20 protein-coding genes and 3 pseudogenes are annotated in these 18,576 nt (G+C 62.4%); 12 read left to right on the top strand and 11 right to left on the bottom strand.

Annotation, left to right across the window (positions count from 1 at the left end; genetic code table 11):
- Positions 1-72 precede the first annotated feature (72 nt).
- The 6 genes from dbpA to nhaA all read left to right on the top strand — a co-directional run bounded on the left by dbpA (position 73) and on the right by nhaA (position 7,206).
- Positions 73-1,461, top strand: a complete 1,389-nt coding sequence (gene dbpA / locus ACTPOE_RS02475) for an ATP-dependent RNA helicase DbpA (protein ID WP_458870611.1) — start codon at positions 73-75, stop codon at positions 1,459-1,461.
- 79 nt (positions 1,462-1,540) lie between these two features.
- Positions 1,541-2,791, top strand: a complete 1,251-nt coding sequence (locus ACTPOE_RS02470; RefSeq protein WP_458870610.1) for a winged helix-turn-helix domain-containing protein — start codon at positions 1,541-1,543, stop codon at positions 2,789-2,791.
- Complete coding sequence (locus ACTPOE_RS02465; RefSeq protein WP_458870609.1) at positions 2,763-4,379, top strand: phospholipase D family protein; 1,617 nt, start codon at positions 2,763-2,765, stop codon at positions 4,377-4,379. The genes ACTPOE_RS02470 and ACTPOE_RS02465 overlap by 29 nt, the downstream gene beginning before the upstream one ends.
- A 193-nt stretch (positions 4,380-4,572) precedes the next feature.
- Positions 4,573-4,785, top strand: coding sequence for a ParD-like family protein (locus ACTPOE_RS02460; RefSeq protein ID WP_458870607.1), 213 nt, complete (start codon positions 4,573-4,575; stop codon positions 4,783-4,785).
- Positions 4,782-5,549, top strand: coding sequence for a type I methionyl aminopeptidase (gene map / locus ACTPOE_RS02455; RefSeq protein WP_458870606.1), 768 nt, complete (start codon positions 4,782-4,784; stop codon positions 5,547-5,549). Before ACTPOE_RS02460 ends, map begins: the two co-directional genes overlap by 4 nt.
- Positions 5,550-5,853: 304 nt before the next feature.
- Entirely contained in the window at positions 5,854-7,206 is a 1,353-nt protein-coding gene (gene nhaA / locus ACTPOE_RS02450) for a Na+/H+ antiporter NhaA (RefSeq protein ID WP_458870605.1), read from the top strand.
- A gap of 84 nt (positions 7,207-7,290) precedes the next feature.
- Here the strand turns inward: nhaA and ACTPOE_RS02445 are convergent, their stop codons facing one another.
- From ACTPOE_RS02445 to ACTPOE_RS02400, 10 genes and pseudogenes are all read right to left on the bottom strand, one after another.
- The gene (locus ACTPOE_RS02445; RefSeq protein ID WP_458870604.1) at positions 7,291-7,653 is read right to left on the bottom strand and encodes a YcgJ family protein; all 363 of its coding nucleotides are present in this window, start codon (positions 7,651-7,653) and stop codon (positions 7,291-7,293) included.
- Positions 7,650-7,871 carry a DUF3955 domain-containing protein gene (locus ACTPOE_RS02440; RefSeq protein WP_458870602.1) on the bottom strand — a complete coding sequence of 74 codons (222 nt, stop codon included), beginning with the start codon at positions 7,869-7,871 and terminating at the stop codon, positions 7,650-7,652. The genes ACTPOE_RS02445 and ACTPOE_RS02440 overlap by 4 nt, the downstream gene beginning before the upstream one ends.
- A 231-nt stretch (positions 7,872-8,102) precedes the next feature.
- Positions 8,103-8,717, bottom strand: coding sequence for a hypothetical protein (locus ACTPOE_RS02435; protein WP_458870601.1), 615 nt, complete (start codon positions 8,715-8,717; stop codon positions 8,103-8,105).
- A gap of 345 nt (positions 8,718-9,062) precedes the next feature.
- Positions 9,063-10,403, bottom strand: a complete 1,341-nt coding sequence (locus ACTPOE_RS02430; RefSeq protein WP_458870599.1) for a type II toxin-antitoxin system HipA family toxin — start codon at positions 10,401-10,403, stop codon at positions 9,063-9,065.
- Position 10,404: 1 nt separating this feature from the next.
- Positions 10,405-10,668, bottom strand: a complete 264-nt coding sequence (locus ACTPOE_RS02425) for a helix-turn-helix domain-containing protein (protein ID WP_458870598.1) — start codon at positions 10,666-10,668, stop codon at positions 10,405-10,407.
- 129 nt (positions 10,669-10,797) lie between these two features.
- A pseudogene (locus tag ACTPOE_RS02420) lies at positions 10,798-10,989 on the bottom strand (nucleotidyl transferase AbiEii/AbiGii toxin family protein); the annotation flags it as partial.
- Complete coding sequence (locus tag ACTPOE_RS02415) at positions 10,973-11,794, bottom strand: type IV toxin-antitoxin system AbiEi family antitoxin domain-containing protein (protein WP_458872734.1); 822 nt, start codon at positions 11,792-11,794, stop codon at positions 10,973-10,975. The gene ACTPOE_RS02415 and the pseudogene ACTPOE_RS02420, both read right to left, overlap by 17 nt.
- 156 nt (positions 11,795-11,950) lie before the next feature.
- Positions 11,951-12,370 (bottom strand): annotated as a pseudogene (locus tag ACTPOE_RS02410) (tyrosine-type recombinase/integrase); the annotation flags it as partial.
- Between the two features lie 502 nt (positions 12,371-12,872).
- Entirely contained in the window at positions 12,873-13,097 is a 225-nt protein-coding gene (locus ACTPOE_RS02405; protein ID WP_458870597.1) for a hypothetical protein, read from the bottom strand.
- A complete protein-coding gene (locus ACTPOE_RS02400; protein ID WP_335928524.1) occupies positions 13,094-13,831 on the bottom strand; it encodes a recombinase family protein in 738 nt (245 codons plus the stop codon). The genes ACTPOE_RS02405 and ACTPOE_RS02400 overlap by 4 nt, the downstream gene beginning before the upstream one ends.
- A 150-nt stretch (positions 13,832-13,981) precedes the next feature.
- Here ACTPOE_RS02400 and ACTPOE_RS02395 point away from each other — a divergent pair, with 150 nt between their 5' ends.
- From ACTPOE_RS02395 to ACTPOE_RS02375, 5 genes are read left to right on the top strand one after another with little or no spacing between them, the layout of a single operon-like run.
- Complete coding sequence (locus ACTPOE_RS02395; RefSeq protein WP_458870596.1) at positions 13,982-14,323, top strand: ArsR/SmtB family transcription factor; 342 nt, start codon at positions 13,982-13,984, stop codon at positions 14,321-14,323.
- Positions 14,320-14,793 carry an ArsI/CadI family heavy metal resistance metalloenzyme gene (locus ACTPOE_RS02390; RefSeq protein WP_458870595.1) on the top strand — a complete coding sequence of 158 codons (474 nt, stop codon included), beginning with the start codon at positions 14,320-14,322 and terminating at the stop codon, positions 14,791-14,793. The genes ACTPOE_RS02395 and ACTPOE_RS02390 overlap by 4 nt, the downstream gene beginning before the upstream one ends.
- A 12-nt stretch (positions 14,794-14,805) precedes the next feature.
- The gene (locus tag ACTPOE_RS02385) at positions 14,806-15,312 is read left to right on the top strand and encodes an arsenate reductase ArsC (RefSeq protein ID WP_458870594.1); all 507 of its coding nucleotides are present in this window, start codon (positions 14,806-14,808) and stop codon (positions 15,310-15,312) included.
- A complete protein-coding gene (gene arsB / locus ACTPOE_RS02380) occupies positions 15,309-16,376 on the top strand; it encodes an ACR3 family arsenite efflux transporter (protein ID WP_458870593.1) in 1,068 nt (355 codons plus the stop codon). Before ACTPOE_RS02385 ends, arsB begins: the two co-directional genes overlap by 4 nt.
- A gap of 2 nt (positions 16,377-16,378) precedes the next feature.
- A complete protein-coding gene (locus tag ACTPOE_RS02375; protein ID WP_458870592.1) occupies positions 16,379-16,519 on the top strand; it encodes a hypothetical protein in 141 nt (46 codons plus the stop codon).
- Positions 16,520-16,524: 5 nt separating this feature from the next.
- Here the strand turns inward: ACTPOE_RS02375 and ACTPOE_RS02370 are convergent.
- Positions 16,525-18,083, bottom strand: a pseudogene (locus tag ACTPOE_RS02370) (IS3 family transposase).
- 107 nt (positions 18,084-18,190) lie between these two features.
- On the opposite strand from ACTPOE_RS02370, the gene ACTPOE_RS02365 reads away from it, so the two are divergent.
- Positions 18,191-18,484, top strand: a complete 294-nt coding sequence (locus tag ACTPOE_RS02365) for a transcriptional regulator (protein ID WP_458870591.1) — start codon at positions 18,191-18,193, stop codon at positions 18,482-18,484.
- Positions 18,485-18,576 lie beyond the last annotated feature (92 nt).

The following is an 18,576-nucleotide window of genomic DNA, read 5'->3' as shown; positions in this document are numbered from 1 at the left end:
CGAGAACGCCAGGCGTGGCAAAAGCATACACTGGCGGTCGATCCAATCTTTCGCCTACTTGCGAACCCTATCGTGACCGAAACGGCCTTTGCCTCCCTGCCCCTCCTGCCCGTTCTGCTGGACAACCTGCGAAGTCTGGGCTTCGAACAAATGACGCCTATCCAGGCGGAAAGCCTGCCGCTCATCCTCGAAGGCCGCGACCTGATCGCGCAAGCCAGGACGGGCAGCGGCAAGACGGCGGCATTCGGCCTGGGCGTGCTGCAGAAACTTGACGTCAACCATCTGACTCCGCAGGCGCTGGTAGTCTGCCCCACCCGCGAATTGGCGGACCAGGTTGCCCAGGAACTGCGCCGGCTGGCCCGTCTGATCCCCAACGTCAAGGTGTTGACGCTGTGCGGAGGCGCCGCCACGCGTCCCCAGGCCGAATCGCTATTCCGCGGCGCCCATCTCGTGGTGGGCACGCCCGGCCGCATCCAGGATCACCTGGCACGCGGCAGCCTGGTCCTGTCCGGTCTGAACACGCTGGTGCTGGACGAGGCCGATCGCATGGTGGACATGGGCTTTCACGACGACATCGTCACGATCGCCTCGCACTGCCCGGCCAGGCGGCAGACCCTGCTATTCTCGGCGACCTACCCCGACAACATCCGCAAGCTCAGCGCCCGTTTCCTGCGCAGCCCGGTCGAAGTCAAAGCCGAAGCCCCTCATGAAGCCAGCCGCATCGAACAGATATTCTACGAAGTCGGCGAAGACGAAAGGCTGGATGCCGTGGTCACGCTGCTGACCCACTTCCGGCCGGTCTCCACGCTGGCATTCTGCAACACCAAGATCCGCGGCTACGATCTGATCGAACGCCTGCGGGCCGAAGGCATCGGGGCTCAGGCGCTCAACGGCGATCTGGAGCAGCGGGAACGCGATGAAATCCTGATCCAGTTCGCCAACCGGAGCTGCACGGTCCTGGTCGCGACCGACGTGGCCGCCCGCGGCCTGGATATCCGGAATCTGGATGCCGTGATCAACGTGGACGTGACCAGGGACACCGAGGTTCACGTGCACCGGATTGGCCGCAGCGGCCGGGGCGACCGCAAAGGCCTGGCGCTGAGCCTGTGTTCGCCGGAGGAAATGCGCTGGGCCGATCTGGTCGAGCAATACCAGGGCGCCCCGCTGAAATGGGCCGATCTCAAGTCGCTGCGCCCCGGATCCGGCCGCCCCTTGCGCGCGCCCATGATCACCTTGTGCATCCAGGGCGGCAAGAAGGACAAGCTGCGCCCCGGCGACCTGCTGGGCGCCCTGACCGGCGACGGCGGTCTGGCTTTCGAGCAGGTCGGCAAGATCGACATCGCCGAATTCAGCGCTTACGTGGCGCTGGATCGCCGGATAGCCAAGCAGGCATTCTCGCGGCTTTCCGGTAGCAACATCAAGGGACGCCGGTTCCGCATGCGGTTTCTGGAAGAGTTCTGAACCGGCCGGCGCCGGATCGGGATCGCGCCATCGATGCGTGCGAAGATATGAGACAGAAACAGCCGCACATATTGAATGCATGCCGAGCCAACCATTGTCCCTCGCCCAGGCCCGCAATCTGCAACTCGCCACCCAGGGTTTGCTGACGGCGCCGCGCCGCAAGGCCACTGTGCAAGATCTGCGCCAGTGCATCGAGCGCATGCATCTGCTGCAGATCGATACCATCCACGTCGTGGCGCGCAGCCCGTACCTGGTGCTGTTTTCCCGGCTGGGCGCCTATCCGCGAGCATGGCTGGACACAGCCTTGGCGGAGGGCCTGATCTTTGAAACCTGGGCGCACGAGGCCTGTTTCGCTCCCATGGCCGATGTTTTTCTGCATCGCAGTTACAACCAGCAGGCACGCGTTCATTGGGGCTTGAAACATGCGCGGGAAAATACCGCCAGCCACCGCCCCCAATTGGACGCCCTGCTGGCTCGCATCGACGCCGAAGGTCCGGTCAAGTCATCCGACTTCAAGCGCAAAGACGGACACGGCGGCGGCTGGTGGAGCTGGAAAGACGAAAAACGCTGGCTCGAAACCCTATTCGCCACGGGGGCCCTCATGGTGGCACGGCGCGACAAATTTCAGCGTGTCTACGACTTGGCGCATCGGGTCTGCCCCGCGCTGGCCGATGCGCCCTTGCCCGATGCCGCCGGGGTACACATGCAATTCGTCGAAAAAGCCGTCCTCGCCCTGGGTATCACCCAGGCCCGCTGGATCAACGACTACTTCCGTCAGAAGCCCCGTCTGAAAGACACCGACCTGGACACGCTGGTGGCCCGGGACGTACTGCGGCGCGTGGACGTGCGCGGCTGGTCGAACCCGGGTTATGTGCACCGGTTGCACGCCGGCTTGCTGCAAAAAGCCATGAACGGCCGGCTGCGCGCCACTCACACTACGCTGCTGTCTCCTTTCGACCCGCTGGTGTGGGACCGTGAACGCGCCTCGGCGCTGTGGGGATTCGATTACCGCATCGAGTGCTACACACCCGAAGAGAAGCGAGCCTACGGCTACTTCGTTCTGCCTATCCTGCACCGGGGCGCACTGGTGGGACGGCTGGATGCCAAGGCGCACCGGACGCGAGGCGTGTTCGAGGTCAAGGCCCTGTTCGTGGAGAAGGACGGTATGCTGAACGATGCCGCGCTGCGGGCGGTGGCCAAGGCAATCCAGCGGTGCGCGAACTGGCATGGCACGCCCGAGGTGTGGGTGAGGCGTACAGCGCCCGCCGCCTTGCGGCCGCGGCTGCAAGGCGCTTTGCACGATGCGGCGGCGCATCCCCGCGCGCCATGAAAAACCATCGCCGAACGAGGAGATCCCGTCCATGCGTCTTTCCAGGACTCGCTTCCAGGCCATGATGCGGGCGGTGGGTCGGGCACTCTTGCATGGCTGCCACCACACAAGATCCCGAACCGCCGAGGCGCCTGTCCACGCATCCATTCCGGTCGCAACGGATGAAACCAGACTCGCGCAGTCCGTCATGCCGCTGTTCCGGGCGCATGCCGCGAAATCAGGATTCGTTACGCTGTCCGAAGGCCGCGCGGCCTTCGCAGCGCGTGTCGCGCTCGCCGATGCGGCCGAATGCTCCCTGGATGTGCAGTACTACATCTGGCATGACGACATGACCGGCCTGTTGCTCTTTGATGCCCTGTGGCGCGCGGCCAAGCGCGGCGTGCGCGTGCGGCTGCTGCTCGATGACAACAATACGGCGGGGCTGGACACAATCATTGCCGGGCTGAATGCCCATCCGAATATCGAGGTGAGGCTGTTCAATGCCTTCACTGCACGACGCTGGCGGGCATTGGGTTACCTGACCGATTTCTCGCGCCTGAACCGGCGCATGCACAACAAATCGTTCACGGCGGACCGCCAAGTCACCATCGTGGGAGGGCGGAACATTGGCGATGAATACTTCGAGGCCGGGAACAACGCCCTTTTCATTGATCTCGACATCATGGCAATCGGTCCGGTGGTGGGAGCCGTCACGGATGACTTCGAACGTTATTGGACAAGCGGCTCCTCCAGGCCGGCAGAGCAGTTCATACGCAAGCCGCGCGCCGCGGCGGCAATCGCCGCGCTCTCGTCGATCAGCCGCCAGGCGGCCAGCAGACCGCAGGCGCGAGCCTACACAGAGGCCATCGCCCGGCAATCGTTTGTGCGCGATCTGCTGGCCGGCCGATTGCGGTTCGAATGGGCCGCCATCACGCTCATGAGCGACAATCCGGACAAGGGCCTGGGCAAGGCGCCGCGCCACACCTTGCTCTGGCCCCGGCTGCAGGCGATCCTCGGCGACCCCGCCAGAGAGATGGAGCTGGTCTCACCTTATCTCGTGCCGACGAGGGCGGGGGTCGAAGCTTTTGCGGCGCTCGTACAAAAGGGCGTGAAGGTCACGCTGCTGACCAACTCGCTCGAGGCCACCGACGTGGTCGTCGTCCATGCCGGCTACGCCAAGCGGCGCAGGCCGTTGCTCGCGGCGGGCGCCACCCTTTTTGAACTGAAACGCATGGCCTCCATCCCCAAGGTTCGCGACAAAGGGCTGGCGGGGAGATCGGGCTCCAGCCTGCATGCCAAGGTATTCACTATCGACCGCCAGCGCGTATTCATCGGCTCCTTCAACTTCGATCCGCGCTCACAAAAGCTTAATACCGAAATGGGATTCATCATTGAAAGCCCGAACCTGGCGGTCGAGATTGCCGACCGTTTCGACGGGCTTCTTGCGTCCCATGCCTATAAGGTGCAAATCGGCGGGAATGGGAAACTCGAGTGGATCGAGCAGGCCGATTCGGCAACGATCGTGCACCGCCACGAACCCGCCGCAAGCCTCTGGCGCCGGGCTGGCGTCGCGCTGACCGCCCTGCTGCCGATTGATTGGCTCTTATAGGCACCGCCTCAGTCTCTCTTTACGGCATCATCCCGCCCAGCGCTTTCGCGGTCTGCTCAAGCCTCCCGGTATGGCATCGGCAACATGCGAGCGGAGCCTCCCGACTCCCCGCCTCTGGCCTCATTGGAAGTTTGCTTGCACCCTCATCCGGAAGAACGTATGATTCATATATGTTTCATATAAATCAAAACTCATGGGCATTGTGAACATCGATGACGACCTGCACGATCAACTGCGCAAGGCAAGCGTCGTGTCGTGCCGGTCGATCAACGCGCAGGCGGCCTTCTGGATCAGGATCGGCATGCTGTGTGAAATGAACCCGACCTCGAGCTTCAACGAGATCACCACCGGCGAACTGCGGGCCGCGGGCGTTGCGGTCCAGGCCGTCAAGGTGGCCCCGGCATGACCAAACGGCCAGAAGAAATCGCATTGCTGGCAGAGTCAGGCAGGCTGCTGGCACAGGTGTTCGGCCACCTGGATCGCTTGAACCTGATCGGCATGTCCACCATGCAGGTCAACGATCTGGTCGATGACCTGATCGTCAACGAGTTCGACGCGCGCCCGGCAAGCAAAGGGCAATACGGGTATGCCTACGCGCTCAACTCCTCCCGCAACGCCGTGGTCTGCCACGGTGTCCCGTCCACGGTGGACATCCTGCAGGACGGGGACATCGTCAACTTCGACATCACACTGGAGAAGAACGGCTACATCGCCGACTCCAGCAAGACCTATCTGGTGGGCGCGGTGCCGCCATCGGCCAGGCAGCTTGTGCAAACCGCCTACAAAGCGATGTGGAAAGGCATCCAGGCTGTCCGCCCCGGCGCCACGCTCGGCGACGTGGGGCATGCCATCGAGCGGCACGCACGCAGGAACGGCTATTCGATCGTCAGGGAATACTGCGGGCACGGCATCGGGCGCGAAATGCACGAGGAGCCCCAGGTGCTGCATTGGGGCAAGCCGCGAACCGGCGTGGTATTGCGCGAAGGCATGGTGTTCACCATCGAGCCCATGGTGAACCAAGGCAGACGAGCCGTCCGAACGGAAGCCGACGGCTGGACGGTCGTCACACGCGATGGCCGGCTGTCCGCTCAGTTCGAGCACACCGTGGCCGTCACCGACCATGGCGTGCGGGTGCTGACCTTGCGCCCCGACGAAAAGAAGCCGCACTGACCTCTCGATGCCATCCGGGGAGGCAATGCGCGGCTGAATGACCGCAGTCATTCCGATCTGGTCGCCTTGTGCCAGTTTCTGCCGGGGCCGGCCAGCAGCCCCCAGATGGGCATGGCGCTGGGGTGGAGCCGTGCGGTCGGGCCATCCCCAGGCGGCCGGGGCCGCCCCGCGCCAAGCGGGCATCAGTTCAGCATCGTCGAACTGCTCGATGCCGTCCTGTAAAATATCGGTCGGGTGTCAGTTGCATGTTGCAGCGGGACAGGTTCATGCGTCGGTCGGGCCGCCACGCGGAGTTCCGACGACCATGCCTCGCCACACCCTGCAGCAGGATCTGCCACGCGCCCGGTTCCTGGCCGAACGCGCCTTCGCCACCCTCGAACGTTTCCTGCACATCGAAGCCGCCAGCGGCATCGTGCTGCTGATAGCCGCTGCCGTGGCGCTGATCTGGGCCAATTCGCCGTTCGCCCACAGCTATCACACGCTCTGGCATCTACCGGTGACGATCGGTATCGGCAGTTTCACGTTCTCGCAGTCGCTGCACTTCATCATCAACGATGGCTTGATGACCGTGTTCTTCCTGGTCGTGGGCATGGAAATCCGCCGCGAAATCCACGAAGGCGCCTTGAGCAATCTGCGCCAGGCCAGCCTGCCGATCATGGCGGCACTGGGCGGCGTGGCCGTGCCCGCACTGATCTACGCAGCCTTGAACACCGATCCGTCACGCCTTCAGGGCTGGGCCGTACCCACAGCGACCGATATTGCTTTCGCCGTGGGCGTGCTCGCACTCCTGGGCCGGAGCATTCCGGGCAACGTGCGCGTCTTTCTGCTGGCGCTGGCCATCATCGACGACATCATCGCGGTGCTCATCATCGCATTGTTCTACTCGGGCGGTCTGGACCTGTCGGGCTTTCTCGTCGCCGCGACAGGCATCCTCGCTGTACTGGGCTTGCAGCGCATGGGAATCGGCTCCGCCTTCGCCTACGTGCTGCCCGGTGCCATCGTCTGGATCGGCCTGTTGATGACTGGCGCGCACCCGACGCTGGCCGGCGTGGCGCTCGGCATGTTGACGCCCGTGCTGCCGCTGCCCATGCGCGAGCGCCCGCTGGACATGGTGGCACACGCGACGCAAAAGCTGCGCGACCATGGCGATGCCAAGGACACGCACCACCTGGCCGTGCCGCTTAGGCAATTGCGGCTGGCCCAGCGCGAACTGCTGCCGCCCGTGGTGCGCGTGCAGACGGCGCTGCACCCTTGGGTGGCGTTCGGGATCATGCCCCTGTTCGCTCTGGCCAACGCGGGCGTGAGCATGGGCGGCATCGACCTGTCCGCCTCCGACCCGCAAGGGGTGATGAGCGGCGTCGCCCTGGCGCTGATACTCGGCAAGCCGCTGGGTGTGGTCGGCATAAGCTGGCTCATGGTGCGGCTGGGTGCCTGCCGGTTGCCGCCCGGCGTGACCTGGGGCGGCATTGTCCTCGTCGGCCTGCTGGCGGGTGTGGGCTTCACCATGTCCATTTTCATCGCCATGCTCGCATTCGACAGTGAAGCCCTGCTGGGCGCGGCCAAATTGGGAGTGCTGGCGGGATCGCTGATAGCGGCCTTGGCTGGATTGGCCTGGGGCACGGTGTACCGGCGCACCTGCAAAGTCGTCGCTTTGTGAGTGAACTCCAGCGCCAAGCAGTCTGGATCGGCATCCGCCGCAGAGGCGGTCATGCCGCGTCGCGCGGTCGATTTTTCATCGCCGCTATATGCCAAAGAGTAGCTTCGTGTATTTTTTTGAAATAACTCCGCTGCGTTTGCCACCTTCGCCGTAATACCGATTCTCACGGCACAACCGCTCTTTGACGTCGCAGAAAATGCCATTGGCAAAGGTGAACTCGGTCGGATCGAAGTCGCCTTGCGAATACAGCCTGGTCGCGGCTTTCTTGCCGAGATACTTTTCGGTCAGTTCATGCGAAACGCCGTCCGTGCCGTTGGCACATGTATAACGGTCGCACAACACGCCCGGCGCTGGCGAGCGGAGGGAGGTGCGTTGCTTCGCATGCGCGGGCATCACAGACGTCGCCAGCAGCAGGGCCAGGGAAAACGAAAGGCATGATCTGTTCATGGGGTAGGCCTTGTCTTAGGTTTATGGAGCGCGCAACGGACCAGGCTGATGACCAGCCCCAGCCCGCCGAACAGGATGAACGTCCAGCCCAGCGGCAACAGTGCGAAAGGCTCCTGTAGGTGGCCATCGGGCGCGACGGAACTGCCAAGGAGGGCGAACAGCCCAAGGCAGACGACGCCGACAAAAACGCAAAAGGCTGCGATGATCCTGAAACGCATGGAACCCCCTTGCTTAGTTATTTTTTCCGACCGAAGACATATGCCCAACTATCCATCGCGGTGGGGACATAAATCACATTGCAGCGTCGCGCAAGATCTTCAATGAAATACGCTACGTCCGTGGTCGGGATAGCCGAAACGAGATGAACTGGCGAGACTTCACTGAATTTATTCATGCACGGCGCGTCTCACATTACGTTGATGTATTGATGAATCCGAGCCACCAGCGCATCAAAATCTGGCTGCCCCTGGTAATACAGCGCTTGCGTCTTGCGGTACTCCAACGCGAAGTCTTGACTGCGTCCCGTCTTTCCACTCCCGCAGGCGCTTGCGCGTCGCCACATTGCCAAAACTGTCTGCGGCCCGCTGCAGCCGGACTGAGTCGAACGAGGACAGCTTGCTGCGTGCTTGGCGCAAAACGGCATCACGATCCTCGGCCAACTCTTCAAGGTTGTTTAGCAGATCGACATACAGAAACTCGGGGGTCAGCTTCTTCGGGAAGCGCGGCTTCATTCGAAAATCGAACTGCCGGTTGCCAAGTTGGAAAACACCATGGCGCTTGTGGTTGTATACCAGCGTGCGGTTATAGAGCTGAGTGGCACCAAGACCCACGGCGTTGTAGGCCGAGGGTGAAAACACCAAAAAGTCCTTGTCACGAAGAAAGCCCCCCACCACTTGGTCATCAGTTGGTGGCAGCGGGCCAAAGCTGGACTGCTTCGGCGCGTGGTAGAGGCCCTGAGCAAGTTTTTTCAGCTTTCCTGTGGCTACCAGCTCACGGAGATGCCTATCCACTGCGGTGGACAGACGTGCCAGGTCCTCGCGCCGATAGACACGACCGGCTTGCAATTCATCCGCAAGATGAGCCGCGGCCCCTCGGAGGGGTTCAACGGCAGATAGAGCAGCTGCAAGCACGTCTAATTTCTCACTAAAATTTCATGCATTTTATCGCGTTCTGCTGACCGCGTCAGCCCCACTCCATCATCAACGGGACTCGTAAGCCCGCGTGATTAAAGGGATTTGCGGTAATCGTCGTAAGTTTTACCGTCGGCATTTACCGTCAAAAAAGCTCATCTTTTGCTGGCGCGGGAGATGGAGCGATTTGCGCGGCGTCGACACTTTCGGCCTTATCGTCGATCAGGATGCATCCTAGCGCGCTCGAACTTGCCCTGGAACGCCCTGCTCTTCGCCTGCTTACGGCGGCATCCCACCGAGTGTTCTGGCCGCCTGCTCAAGCCCGCCCAGGATGGCATCGCGGACACGCGGTGAGAAGTCCTGTGGCAATTCGGCTTGCACTTCGGCAATGGCCGCTGGTGTACGGGCAAGAAGTTCTTCGATGATCGGCTCGGCGGTCGATGCGTAGCCAACTTTCTGCGCCGTGCTGTTGAAGTGCCTGCGCTGGACACCTTGCATCTCGTAGTGCCGGTTCTTGCCGAGCAAGGCCATCGCCAGCTTAATTTCATACGGCGACCACTGGCTGGGACCTTCGCCCAGCACCGGGTAGACCGACATCACGTCATACAGCGGGGTCAACTGGAAACGACCGCGTGCCAGAAGCTGGATGCTGAAGTTCTTGGCATGGCCGTCGGGCGCTCGCAGCAACCAGAACAGCACCTGCGCCGCCATCAACGTCTTCATGTCGGCCTCGGCGTTCACCGATTGCCGCAGCGTACCGAACAAGGCCTTGAGCCCTGGACCGTCCTCGTTCTCGTACTTGCGCAATGGCGAGCAGCCCTCAACCTGGCAAAAGTCTTCCTGTGGCAGACGCATGAGCCACTGCCCATTGGGTGCGACGCGCCGGTCGAAACGCTCCACCACCAGCACACGCTGCCGGCCGAAGGTCGCGATGCGGGCGTCAGCCACGGGCAATCCATAGGCTTTCAGCAGCCGCAAGCACAGCCATTCGTTGTCGACGGACGTGCTGAAGTCCGCCCGCCGCCCGCCCATCAGGCCGAGCGGAAGCTTGAAGATGTGGCTCGTCGGCGTGGCGCCACGCGGCGCCAGCCATTGCCCGCTCCACCACAGGAAGGCGGTCTTCTCCTGCGCACCGGCCAGCGAGATGCGGAAGTCCGCATCCGGGTCTCGGCCCGCAGCGAAGGCCTGCGGCGACACGGTTTCGATCAGGTGCCGCTCGATATCCTCCTCGGCCAGGGGCACGCCTTCGATTCGATCGAAGTCGGTGGGCACCTCCTCCTCATCCAGGATCTGGACGGCGCCCACGCAATCGCGCCCGATAGCCTTCAGCAAGTCGAACGGCTCGGTCGAACCCGTCCTGAAGCGCTCGGCCACGCGGCGGCGGATCGCGTCGCTGTCCGGCAGCAGGTTGTCGAAATAGTTGGCAACCTTCTCGCCCTTGACCGGCAGGTTCTGCAGATTGAACGGCAGCGACAAGGACAGCGGTCGGCCCATATCGGCAGCAAGCCAATCCGCGTCGTACTGCAGTTCCATCTCGCCGCGGGCGGGAATCGTCCACCGCCCCACGCGGACACCGTTGGTCCAGACGGACAGGCTGCGGCTGTGCGATCGACGTCCCATGTCACCAATCCGTGATCGGTGTTGACGACACCGCGGCGCTGCCCCGGGTCCCAACGGCCAATTCCAGGTCCAACGCTGCGCACCATGCCAGAAGCTGCTCCACGCTCAGTTCGTGGGCATTGAGTTCCAAATGGGAGACCCGCGACTGGCTTAGGCCGATACGGCTGGCCAGCACCGACTGGGTCAGCCCCAGTGCCTTGCGCGAGGCTTGCAGCATCGCCCCGAGCTGGCCGGCAGTGACCAGAGGATGTGACGTCGACGGCATAACATTTACCTGAAATTCAGATAAATGAAATATATCTGGAAAACAGTTATACGTCAAATATCTGAAATTCAGCTAATAAAGGTTTGCGCAGTGCGCTTCGAGGTGCGCTGATGCAACCTGCATGGATACATAGTCATTCACCGGCAACCAAGCCAGATCAATGTCCACCGACAAGCGTGGCAGGTCGTGCTCGAACAGGTTGATTGCCGTGCCGCCCTTGAGCGCGAAGCGCGGCTCCTGTGCCAGCATCGGCAGAATCTCGACCAGCAGCCGTACCCGGTCGGTGTAGCGCCGATCCCAATGGTCAAGCCAAGTGCTCATCAAGGTCTCCCGGCAAAGTGATCTGGTACGTCGGATGCAGGCGGCCACCAGGCACCAGTGCGCGTTTTCCCCTGCCCAGATCGACACCCTCCAGTGACACGTGCGACAGCCACGCATGCCGATGGCGCTCGGCCAGCGCCAAGAACACCCGTTTGGCCTTGATGCTGTGACAGTGGCGCAACAGCAGGCTGACCCGCTGGGGCCGCAGCGTCGTCATGGCCTGCATTAGCGCATCGACCTCGTAGACCAACGTTGCGCCCGCGACACCATCGCACAGTTCCAGCATTGCCCGCTCGGGCGTGGAGCAGACCAAGGCATCGGTGCCCGGCGCAGCCTGATGCCAGGTCAGCCCTTGCTCGGACAGCGTCTTCTCGGGCACCTCCGATGCGAACGACAAGGGGGGCAGATCGAATGCGCCTTTGCCCAGGAACTCGAAACGCTGCTCCAACGGCAGCTTGCCGAGCCAACCCGGTGACCGCCCCGGCCCATACAGGGTGATTGTTCCGGCGTCGCCCAGACGCAAATAGTGCTCGTGCCCCTGCAGGCTGAGTGCGAAGCGGCCGCCGACATGCAGCGGCATCCCCTCCCCAACCTGCAAGCTGCGAACCACGCCTTCCCACTGCAGGTGGCCGCCCTTGCGCATGTAGACGCCGCGTACAGGCGACACCAGCCAACCACTGCTCACGTAGCGTGCGACGAGGCTGTTGGAGTAGCCGTGTGCCCGCAGCCAGCGACTCGATATCAGACGTGTGTCGCCAAGTTCGGCTAGCAGCAGGTTCAGTTTTCCTGTGTTTTGATCACCCATAGTGCTCAAAATACAGCTTTTATAAACTCCTGCCAAGACCTGAAGGTTTGGTGGATGGAATAAATGATCACTAATAGTGATCTTTTTACGACAACAATAAACCGCACGCCGTGCACCGGCGGCTCGCTCAGAGAGAACGATCATGCCGTTCTCCCTTCACAAGGCCGCGCTGAGGACGGGAACCACCACGTTCTCCGAAAGCAGCTTCGGCACATGGGTGCGCCCGTCGATCCAGGCATCCACCATATCCGCCCACTCTTGCAGCATGTGGCGCCGTTGCTCGGCGTACTCGGCTTTGTTGTAGATCGAACGCGAGGAACGGCCGTCCTCGTGGGCGAGGCACTTCCCGATCCAGTCGCCATTGAAACCGACCTCGTTGAGCAGCGTCGAGCCTGTGCGACGCAGGTCATGCACAGTGAAAGGCTCCAACGGCAAACCGGCGGCCTTGGCGCGCTCCGCCACGATCTGGGTCACGCGGTTGAGCGTCGCCTTGGACATGCAGCGGTCAGCGTCGTAACGTGACGGCAGGACGAACTTCGACCCTGCCGCACAAGTGTGCAGCGCGACAAAGATGACGGTACCGGTGGTCGATACCGTTACGTACATGCCATCGCGGTCGGAAGCCTTGTAGGGCTTGGACTTAGGCTTGAGATTGCGTAGTGCAGTGTCGGTAAGCATCGAGGTTTTTCCTCCTGTTCGTGACGGCTTTTACCGTCAGGGGTCAGGAGACCTGCTGATGCCCGGAAAGCTGCATGAAACAAGCTTTCCTTATGAGTGTTTTACCGTCAAAGACCGGTTTGGTCCGAATAGTAAACGGCAGGGTCTTAATCCGGCCCTTGGGATCTACCGTCACCTTTACCGCCAACTTGTTCCGCTTGCTGGCGATAGCTACCGATAGACGTCGTAACGTAATTATTTATAAATCAACACGTTACGACTATTTTTCGATAGCTGGCGATAGTCCCCGAAGGACCCGATTTCACTCCCACTCGATTGTAAACAGGCGCATAAAATCCTTTATTGACAACAACTTGCAGTAACTGTCAGGCTCAGTGCCACGAAAAATACCATGACCGGTTCATGAGGTTGAAGACGGCTTGCGCCGGCGGCGTTCACGCTCTTGGTCGGCGATCTCGCCCGGCTCCAATGCTAGCTCGGCATCGGTCATGCGCTCCAGCACGTCGCGTAGGCGGAGGGTGCAAGGAATGGGCGGCAGCTCGAACTCGTAGCCGCCGGCGATCATTTCGGCCGCAATTTCCTCGGTGATGAAAAACGGCTCGTCGTCTTGGTGCGGCTTCGTCATGCCCTTTCCTCCTGGCGTTCATCCTGGCCGACAGCGGCCAGGGCATCGGCTTCCGTCAATGCGTCCTCCACGAACGCGCCGTGCTGCTTCGCTTCGGCCTGGCTGACCTCGGCCCATATCCGTTTCACCTGGGCCGCACTGCACCCGGCCAGCTCGGCGGTCTTGTTGATGCTGTGGCCGGACTTGCGCAGCGCGACAACCTGGGCGCGGCGCTTCGGATCAGCACGGCGGCCCTTGTAGCGCCCGGCCTGGCGGGCCAACTCAATGCCTTGGCGCTGGCGTTCGCGCCTGTCCTCGTAGTCGTCGCGGGCCATCTGCAAGGCCAGGCGCAAAAGCATGGTCTGCACGGCTTCCAGCACGATCTTGGCGACGCCCTGAGCCTCGGCCGCCAGGTCGGATAGATCGACCACGCCAGGGACGGCCAGGCGTGCGCCTTTGGCCTGTATCGAGGCCACCAGGCGCTCGGCCTCGGGCAAAGGTAGGCGGCTGATGCGGTCGATCTTCTCGGCAATAACCACCTCGCCGGGCTGTAGGTCGCCGATCATGCGCAGCAGCTCGGGCCGGTCGGCGCGTGCGCCGGATGCCTTCTCACGGTAGATGCCGGCGACGTAGTAGCCGGCGGCCTTCGCGGCCGTAATGATCGCCTCTTGGCGTTCCAAGTCCTGCGCGTCGGTGCTGACGCGCAGATAGACCCGCGCCACCATCGGCGCGGCTACTGGCTTCGTCCTGCTCATACTGGCTGGCTCCTTTGGGCATACTCAAATGACCCTATCTTAAGCCGGCTGGCTCATTTGTGAAACTGCGATCTATAAGCGCCTAGCTCAACCATCCAGGTCTAGTGAGCTGATAGAGACACCATTCTTTATTTCGACTATTATTGAAACATGGAAACGTCAAACGCTGTAGCCGCCCTGGCGGCCCTCGCCCAAGAATCGCGCCTCGCGGTGTTCCGGCTGCTCATCCAGGCCGGCCCTGCCGGCATGGCCGCCGGAAAGATCAGCGAAGCGGCCGGCATCCCGCCGTCCTCGCTGTCCTTTCACCTGAAAGAGCTGGCCCACGCCGGCATGGTCACGTCGCGGCAGGAAGGCCGCTTCGTGATCTACGAGGCGAATTTCTCGACCGCCGCCGACCTGGTGGCGTTCCTCACTGAGAACTGCTGCGGGGGTAGCCCCTGCATGCCTATCTGCAACCCGGCCTGTGCCACCACCGAAGAGAGGTCATCATGAAACGCCTGCACGTGCATGTGTCAGTCGAAAACCTGGCGGACAGCATCCGCTTCTACTCGGCCCTGTTCGCGGCCGAGCCGGCCGTCACCAAGACCGATTACGCCAAGTGGATGCTGGACGATCCCCGCGTGAACTTCGCCATTTCTGAACGCGGCCAGGCCAAGGGCCTCGACCATCTTGGCATCCAGGCCGAGAACGCCGACGAGCTGGCCGAGCTGGGCCAACGCCTGAAAGCGGCCGACCTGCCGCACCTGGCGCAGCCGGATAGCAACTGCTGCTATGCCAAGTCGGACAAGCATTGGAGCCTCGATCCCAGCGGCATCGCCTGGGAAGCGTTCCACACCCTCGACACCATCCCGACCTACGGCGAGCACGGCCGCGCCGCTACCGAAGCGACGGCCACGAGCTGCTGTAGCCCTGTTCAACAACTCACTTCCACCGTGGCCCCGAAAGCCTCGACGTGCTGCTGATTGGAGCCACCCATGACCGAAAGAACCTACAACGTCCTCATCCTCTGCACCGGCAATTCAGCGCGCAGCATCATGGCCGAAGCCCTCATCAACACGATGGGGCAGGGCCGCTTCCGCGCCTACAGCGCCGGCAGCCACCCGACCGGCAAGGTCAATCCCTTTGCCATCGAAAAGGCGCAGTCGGTCAAGTACCCGACCGAAAACCTGCGTAGCAAAAGCTGGGACGAGTTCGCCACGCCCGACGCGCCGAAGATGGACTTCATCATCACCGTCTGCGACAACGCCGCCGGTGAAATGTGCCCGGTGTGGCCTGGTCAACCGATCTCGGCGCATTGGGGATTTGAAGACCCGGCCGCAGTGGAAGGCACCGACGACCAGAAGCGCCGGGTGTTCGATCAGACCTTCCGGCACATGATGAACCGCGTCCGCCTGTTCGTGAATCTGCCGCTGACGATGCTCGACCAGACAGCCATCAAGCGCGAGCTGTGGAACATCGGCAAGACCGAGCAAGAAGCATGAGCGCCGGTGCGCAGGCCGTCGCCGCGAAGCCGCGCCAAGCCCCGATGAGCGGCTTCGAGCGTTACCTGACGCTGTGGGTGGCCCTGTGCATCGTCGCCGGCGTTGCGCTCGGCCAGGGCCTTCCTGACGTGTTCCAGGCCATCGGCCGCATGGAAGTGGCCCAGGTCAATTTGCCGGTGGGCCTGCTGATTTGGGTGATGATCGTCCCGATGCTGGTCAAGATCGACTTCGGGGCGCTGCACCAGGTCAAAGAGCATTGGCGCGGTATCGGCGTCACGCTGTTCGTGAATTGGGCCGTCAAACCCTTCTCGATGGCCCTGCTGGGGTGGCTGTTCATCCGGCATGTGTTCGCCCCCTTCCTGCCGCCCGATCAACTGGACAGCTACATCGCGGGCCTGATCTTGCTGGCCGCCGCACCCTGCACGGCAATGGTGTTCGTGTGGAGCCGTCTTACCAATGGCGACCCGCTTTTCACGCTCTCGCAAGTCGCCTTGAACGACGCCATCATGATCGTGGCCTTCGCGCCTGTTGTCGGGCTGCTCTTGGGCATGTCCTCGATCTCGGTGCCCTGGGACACGCTGTTGATTTCGGTCGTGCTCTACATTGTCGTGCCGGTGATTCTGGCGCAGCTCTGGCGGCGGCACCTGCTCAAGCAAGGGCAGGCCGCCTTTGACCGGGCCATGCAAAAAATCGGGCCGTGGTCGATGATCGCGCTGCTGCTGACGCTGGTTCTGCTGTTCGCCTTCCAGGGCGAAGCCATCATCCGGCAGCCGCTGGTGATCGCCATGTTGGCCGTGCCGATCCTGATTCAAGTATTCTTCAATTCCGGGCTGGCTTACTGGCTGAACAAGCGAGTTGGGGAAAAGCACAACATCGCGTGTCCCTCGGCCTTGATCGGCGCTAGCAACTTCTTCGAGCTGGCCGTAGCGGCCGCCATCAGCTTGTTCGGCCTGCACTCCGGCGCGACCCTGGCAACCGTGGTCGGCGTCCTGGTCGAAGTGCCGGTGATGCTCCTGGTCGTGCGTGTGGTGAATCGCTCGAAGGGCTGGTACGAACGAGGTTGAACATGGGCAAGAAAGAAACCGAGGAGGCGATTGCAGACAGCCGCGCCGGCCGCGTTGCCGGGCGGCTCGGCTCGGTCGATGAGCTGCTGGCCGATCTGAAAGCCGACGACGGTGATTGTCAACCTATCTGTCGCATTTTCTGAGTGACTCAAGCCGCCCGCTTGAGGTCTGAATTTCGCTTGGCACAGGACGCGTGACCCTTCTGCGGGTTGAGGAAGACCTCGTCGACTCTTGTCCAGTTGCGGGTCCTGCCGCTCCAGCGCTCCGGGTGCTTTTCGCGGGCCGCCCGATAGAGGGCATGGCGCCGTTCGAGCAGGCCGCGATCGCGCCCACAGTGACGCTGCTCAGGCGTCACGAAGCCGATAGCGCTGTGCCGGTGCTCGGTGTTGTACCAGCGCACGAACTCACCGACCCAGGCCCGGGCAGCCAGCAGACCGGTGAAGGGCTTGCGAGGGTAGCGGGGGCGGTACTTCAGAGTCCTGAACAAGGACTCTGAGTACGGGTTGTCATTGCTCACCGCTGGCCTGCTGAACGATGGCGCCACACCCAGCTCCCGTAGTGTCGCCAGCATGGTGGCGCCCTTCATCGGGGAGCCATTGTCGCTGTGTAACACCACCTGCCCTGGGAGGATGCCCTCGCGGCGGCAGATATCGCGCATCAGCTCACTGGCACGGGCGCTGTCCTCGGTGTCATAGACCTGCCAGCCCACGATGTGACGGCTGAACAGGTCAAGAAACAGGTACAGGTAGTAGTACTGGCCCCGCACGGTGGCGGGCAGATAGGTGATGTCCCAGCTGAAGAGCTGCCCTGGCGCAGTAGCCGTCAGCGCCCGAGGCCGATGCACCGGGCCAGGCGTGCGATCAGGCGTGCGATGCACCAGTTGCCCGGCGGTACGCATCAGCCTGTAGATCGTCGATTCACTGGCCAGATAGACCCCCGTATCCGCCAGGCGTGGCACGATCTGAGAAGCGGGCAGGTGGCCGTACTCGCTGCTGTTGACCACCCGCAGGATGCGATCACGCTCGGCATCGCTCAGGCGGTTGCAGGGCCGCTGTACCCGCGTGGGGCGCCCATCGCCTTGCTCCGGGGCCCGCCGCCAACGTTGCAGTGTGCGTGCGCTCAGATTGATTGCTTCACAGGCGCGTGCCTGTCGAGCACCAGCCGTGACCGCCTCAGTAATCAATGCCATGATCTGTCGGCGCTGTGTCAGTGAGGTCATTTGTCCTCGTCCTCCCACAGCGCCTGGTATTTTTTTTGCAGTACCAGCAGGGCTGCCGCCTCCGATAACGCCTTGTCCTTGCGGGCCAAATCACGGCGCACGCCAACCAGTTCCTCTTTGAGCCGACGCAGCTCCTGGATATCGGCTGCGGGCTTGTTCCCCGACTGTTCGAGCTCATGCTTCCAGGCCGTGAGCTGATGGGCGAAGATGCCCCGTTCCCGGCACCAGGCGTTGCGCGCCTCTTCGGCCAGAGAATGGGTCTCAAGCAGGGCCTGCAGCCGCTGTGCGGATGTCCACCGACTGGCGGGGGCCTCTTCTGAGGATTGCCTGCGCAAATGAGCCATCTTCGGATTGCGAATCCAGTTCTTCAGCGTATGGACCGACATGTTCAACTCCTGGGCCATGTCAGCCACCGTGCGCGTGCCGCGCTGCAGGGTCTTGCGGATCGCCTCCTCTTTGAAGGCCGTGCTGTAGGTCGTCAAATTCATCTAATCGTTCCAAATCCGATGCGACAACTAGTCTGACACAGGGGGACGACACGCCGGATAACCTGGAAAACTGGCTGCATGAGAAAGCCGGCCCGGCCCATGACGCATTGAAGGCCGACCCGGCCCGCGCCGTCTCGCCTGACCGGGTGCGCTACACGCTCGATGAGCTGGTGGCCCAATGCGACCCTTCGGCCGAGCTGACACCGCAGGAACGGGAATGGCTGGATGCGCCGGCCGTGGGCCGCGAGCTGCTGGCGCCCTACGACCCAGCCGAGACGCTGACCACGGCCGAAGCCGTGGCCGCGCTCCTGGTCGACGCCGAAGCTACTGCCGACCCGGCCTATATCGAGCACGCCCGCGAAGTTGCGGCACGTGCGCGGGCCATGCACGGCATCAAATAGCGAAGCTGGCCAGCATCGCTATTTCTGGCGGTGCTGCAGGTGGATCTCATCGCCGGAAATGACGATGCGAGATCCACGCCAAGGGAAAGGTG

This window comes from Castellaniella sp. WN, from assembly GCF_054457555.1.
The sequence above is the reverse complement of the archived record's forward strand: the minus strand, read 5'-3'. Positions and strand labels throughout refer to the sequence as shown.

Coding starts and splice junctions, on each gene's coding strand:
- ACTPOE_RS02470 (WP_458870610.1), top strand. CDS start 1,541: ATGCCGAGCCAACCATTGTCCCTCGCCCAGGCCCGCAATCTGCAACTC.
- ACTPOE_RS02465 (WP_458870609.1), top strand. CDS start 2,763: ATGCGGCGGCGCATCCCCGCGCGCCATGAAAAACCATCGCCGAACGAG.
- ACTPOE_RS02460 (WP_458870607.1), top strand. CDS start 4,573: ATGGGCATTGTGAACATCGATGACGACCTGCACGATCAACTGCGCAAG.
- map (WP_458870606.1), top strand. CDS start 4,782: ATGACCAAACGGCCAGAAGAAATCGCATTGCTGGCAGAGTCAGGCAGG.
- nhaA (WP_458870605.1), top strand. CDS start 5,854: ATGCCTCGCCACACCCTGCAGCAGGATCTGCCACGCGCCCGGTTCCTG.
- ACTPOE_RS02445 (WP_458870604.1), bottom strand. CDS start 7,653: ATGAACAGATCATGCCTTTCGTTTTCCCTGGCCCTGCTGCTGGCGACG.
- ACTPOE_RS02440 (WP_458870602.1), bottom strand. CDS start 7,871: ATGCGTTTCAGGATCATCGCAGCCTTTTGCGTTTTTGTCGGCGTCGTC.
- ACTPOE_RS02430 (WP_458870599.1), bottom strand. CDS start 10,403: ATGGGACGTCGATCGCACAGCCGCAGCCTGTCCGTCTGGACCAACGGT.
- ACTPOE_RS02425 (WP_458870598.1), bottom strand. CDS start 10,668: ATGCCGTCGACGTCACATCCTCTGGTCACTGCCGGCCAGCTCGGGGCG.
- ACTPOE_RS02415 (WP_458872734.1), bottom strand. CDS start 11,794: ATGGGTGATCAAAACACAGGAAAACTGAACCTGCTGCTAGCCGAACTT.
- ACTPOE_RS02405 (WP_458870597.1), bottom strand. CDS start 13,097: ATGACGAAGCCGCACCAAGACGACGAGCCGTTTTTCATCACCGAGGAA.
- ACTPOE_RS02400 (WP_335928524.1), bottom strand. CDS start 13,831: ATGAGCAGGACGAAGCCAGTAGCCGCGCCGATGGTGGCGCGGGTCTAT.
- ACTPOE_RS02395 (WP_458870596.1), top strand. CDS start 13,982: ATGGAAACGTCAAACGCTGTAGCCGCCCTGGCGGCCCTCGCCCAAGAA.
- ACTPOE_RS02390 (WP_458870595.1), top strand. CDS start 14,320: ATGAAACGCCTGCACGTGCATGTGTCAGTCGAAAACCTGGCGGACAGC.
- ACTPOE_RS02385 (WP_458870594.1), top strand. CDS start 14,806: ATGACCGAAAGAACCTACAACGTCCTCATCCTCTGCACCGGCAATTCA.
- arsB (WP_458870593.1), top strand. CDS start 15,309: ATGAGCGCCGGTGCGCAGGCCGTCGCCGCGAAGCCGCGCCAAGCCCCG.
- ACTPOE_RS02375 (WP_458870592.1), top strand. CDS start 16,379: ATGGGCAAGAAAGAAACCGAGGAGGCGATTGCAGACAGCCGCGCCGGC.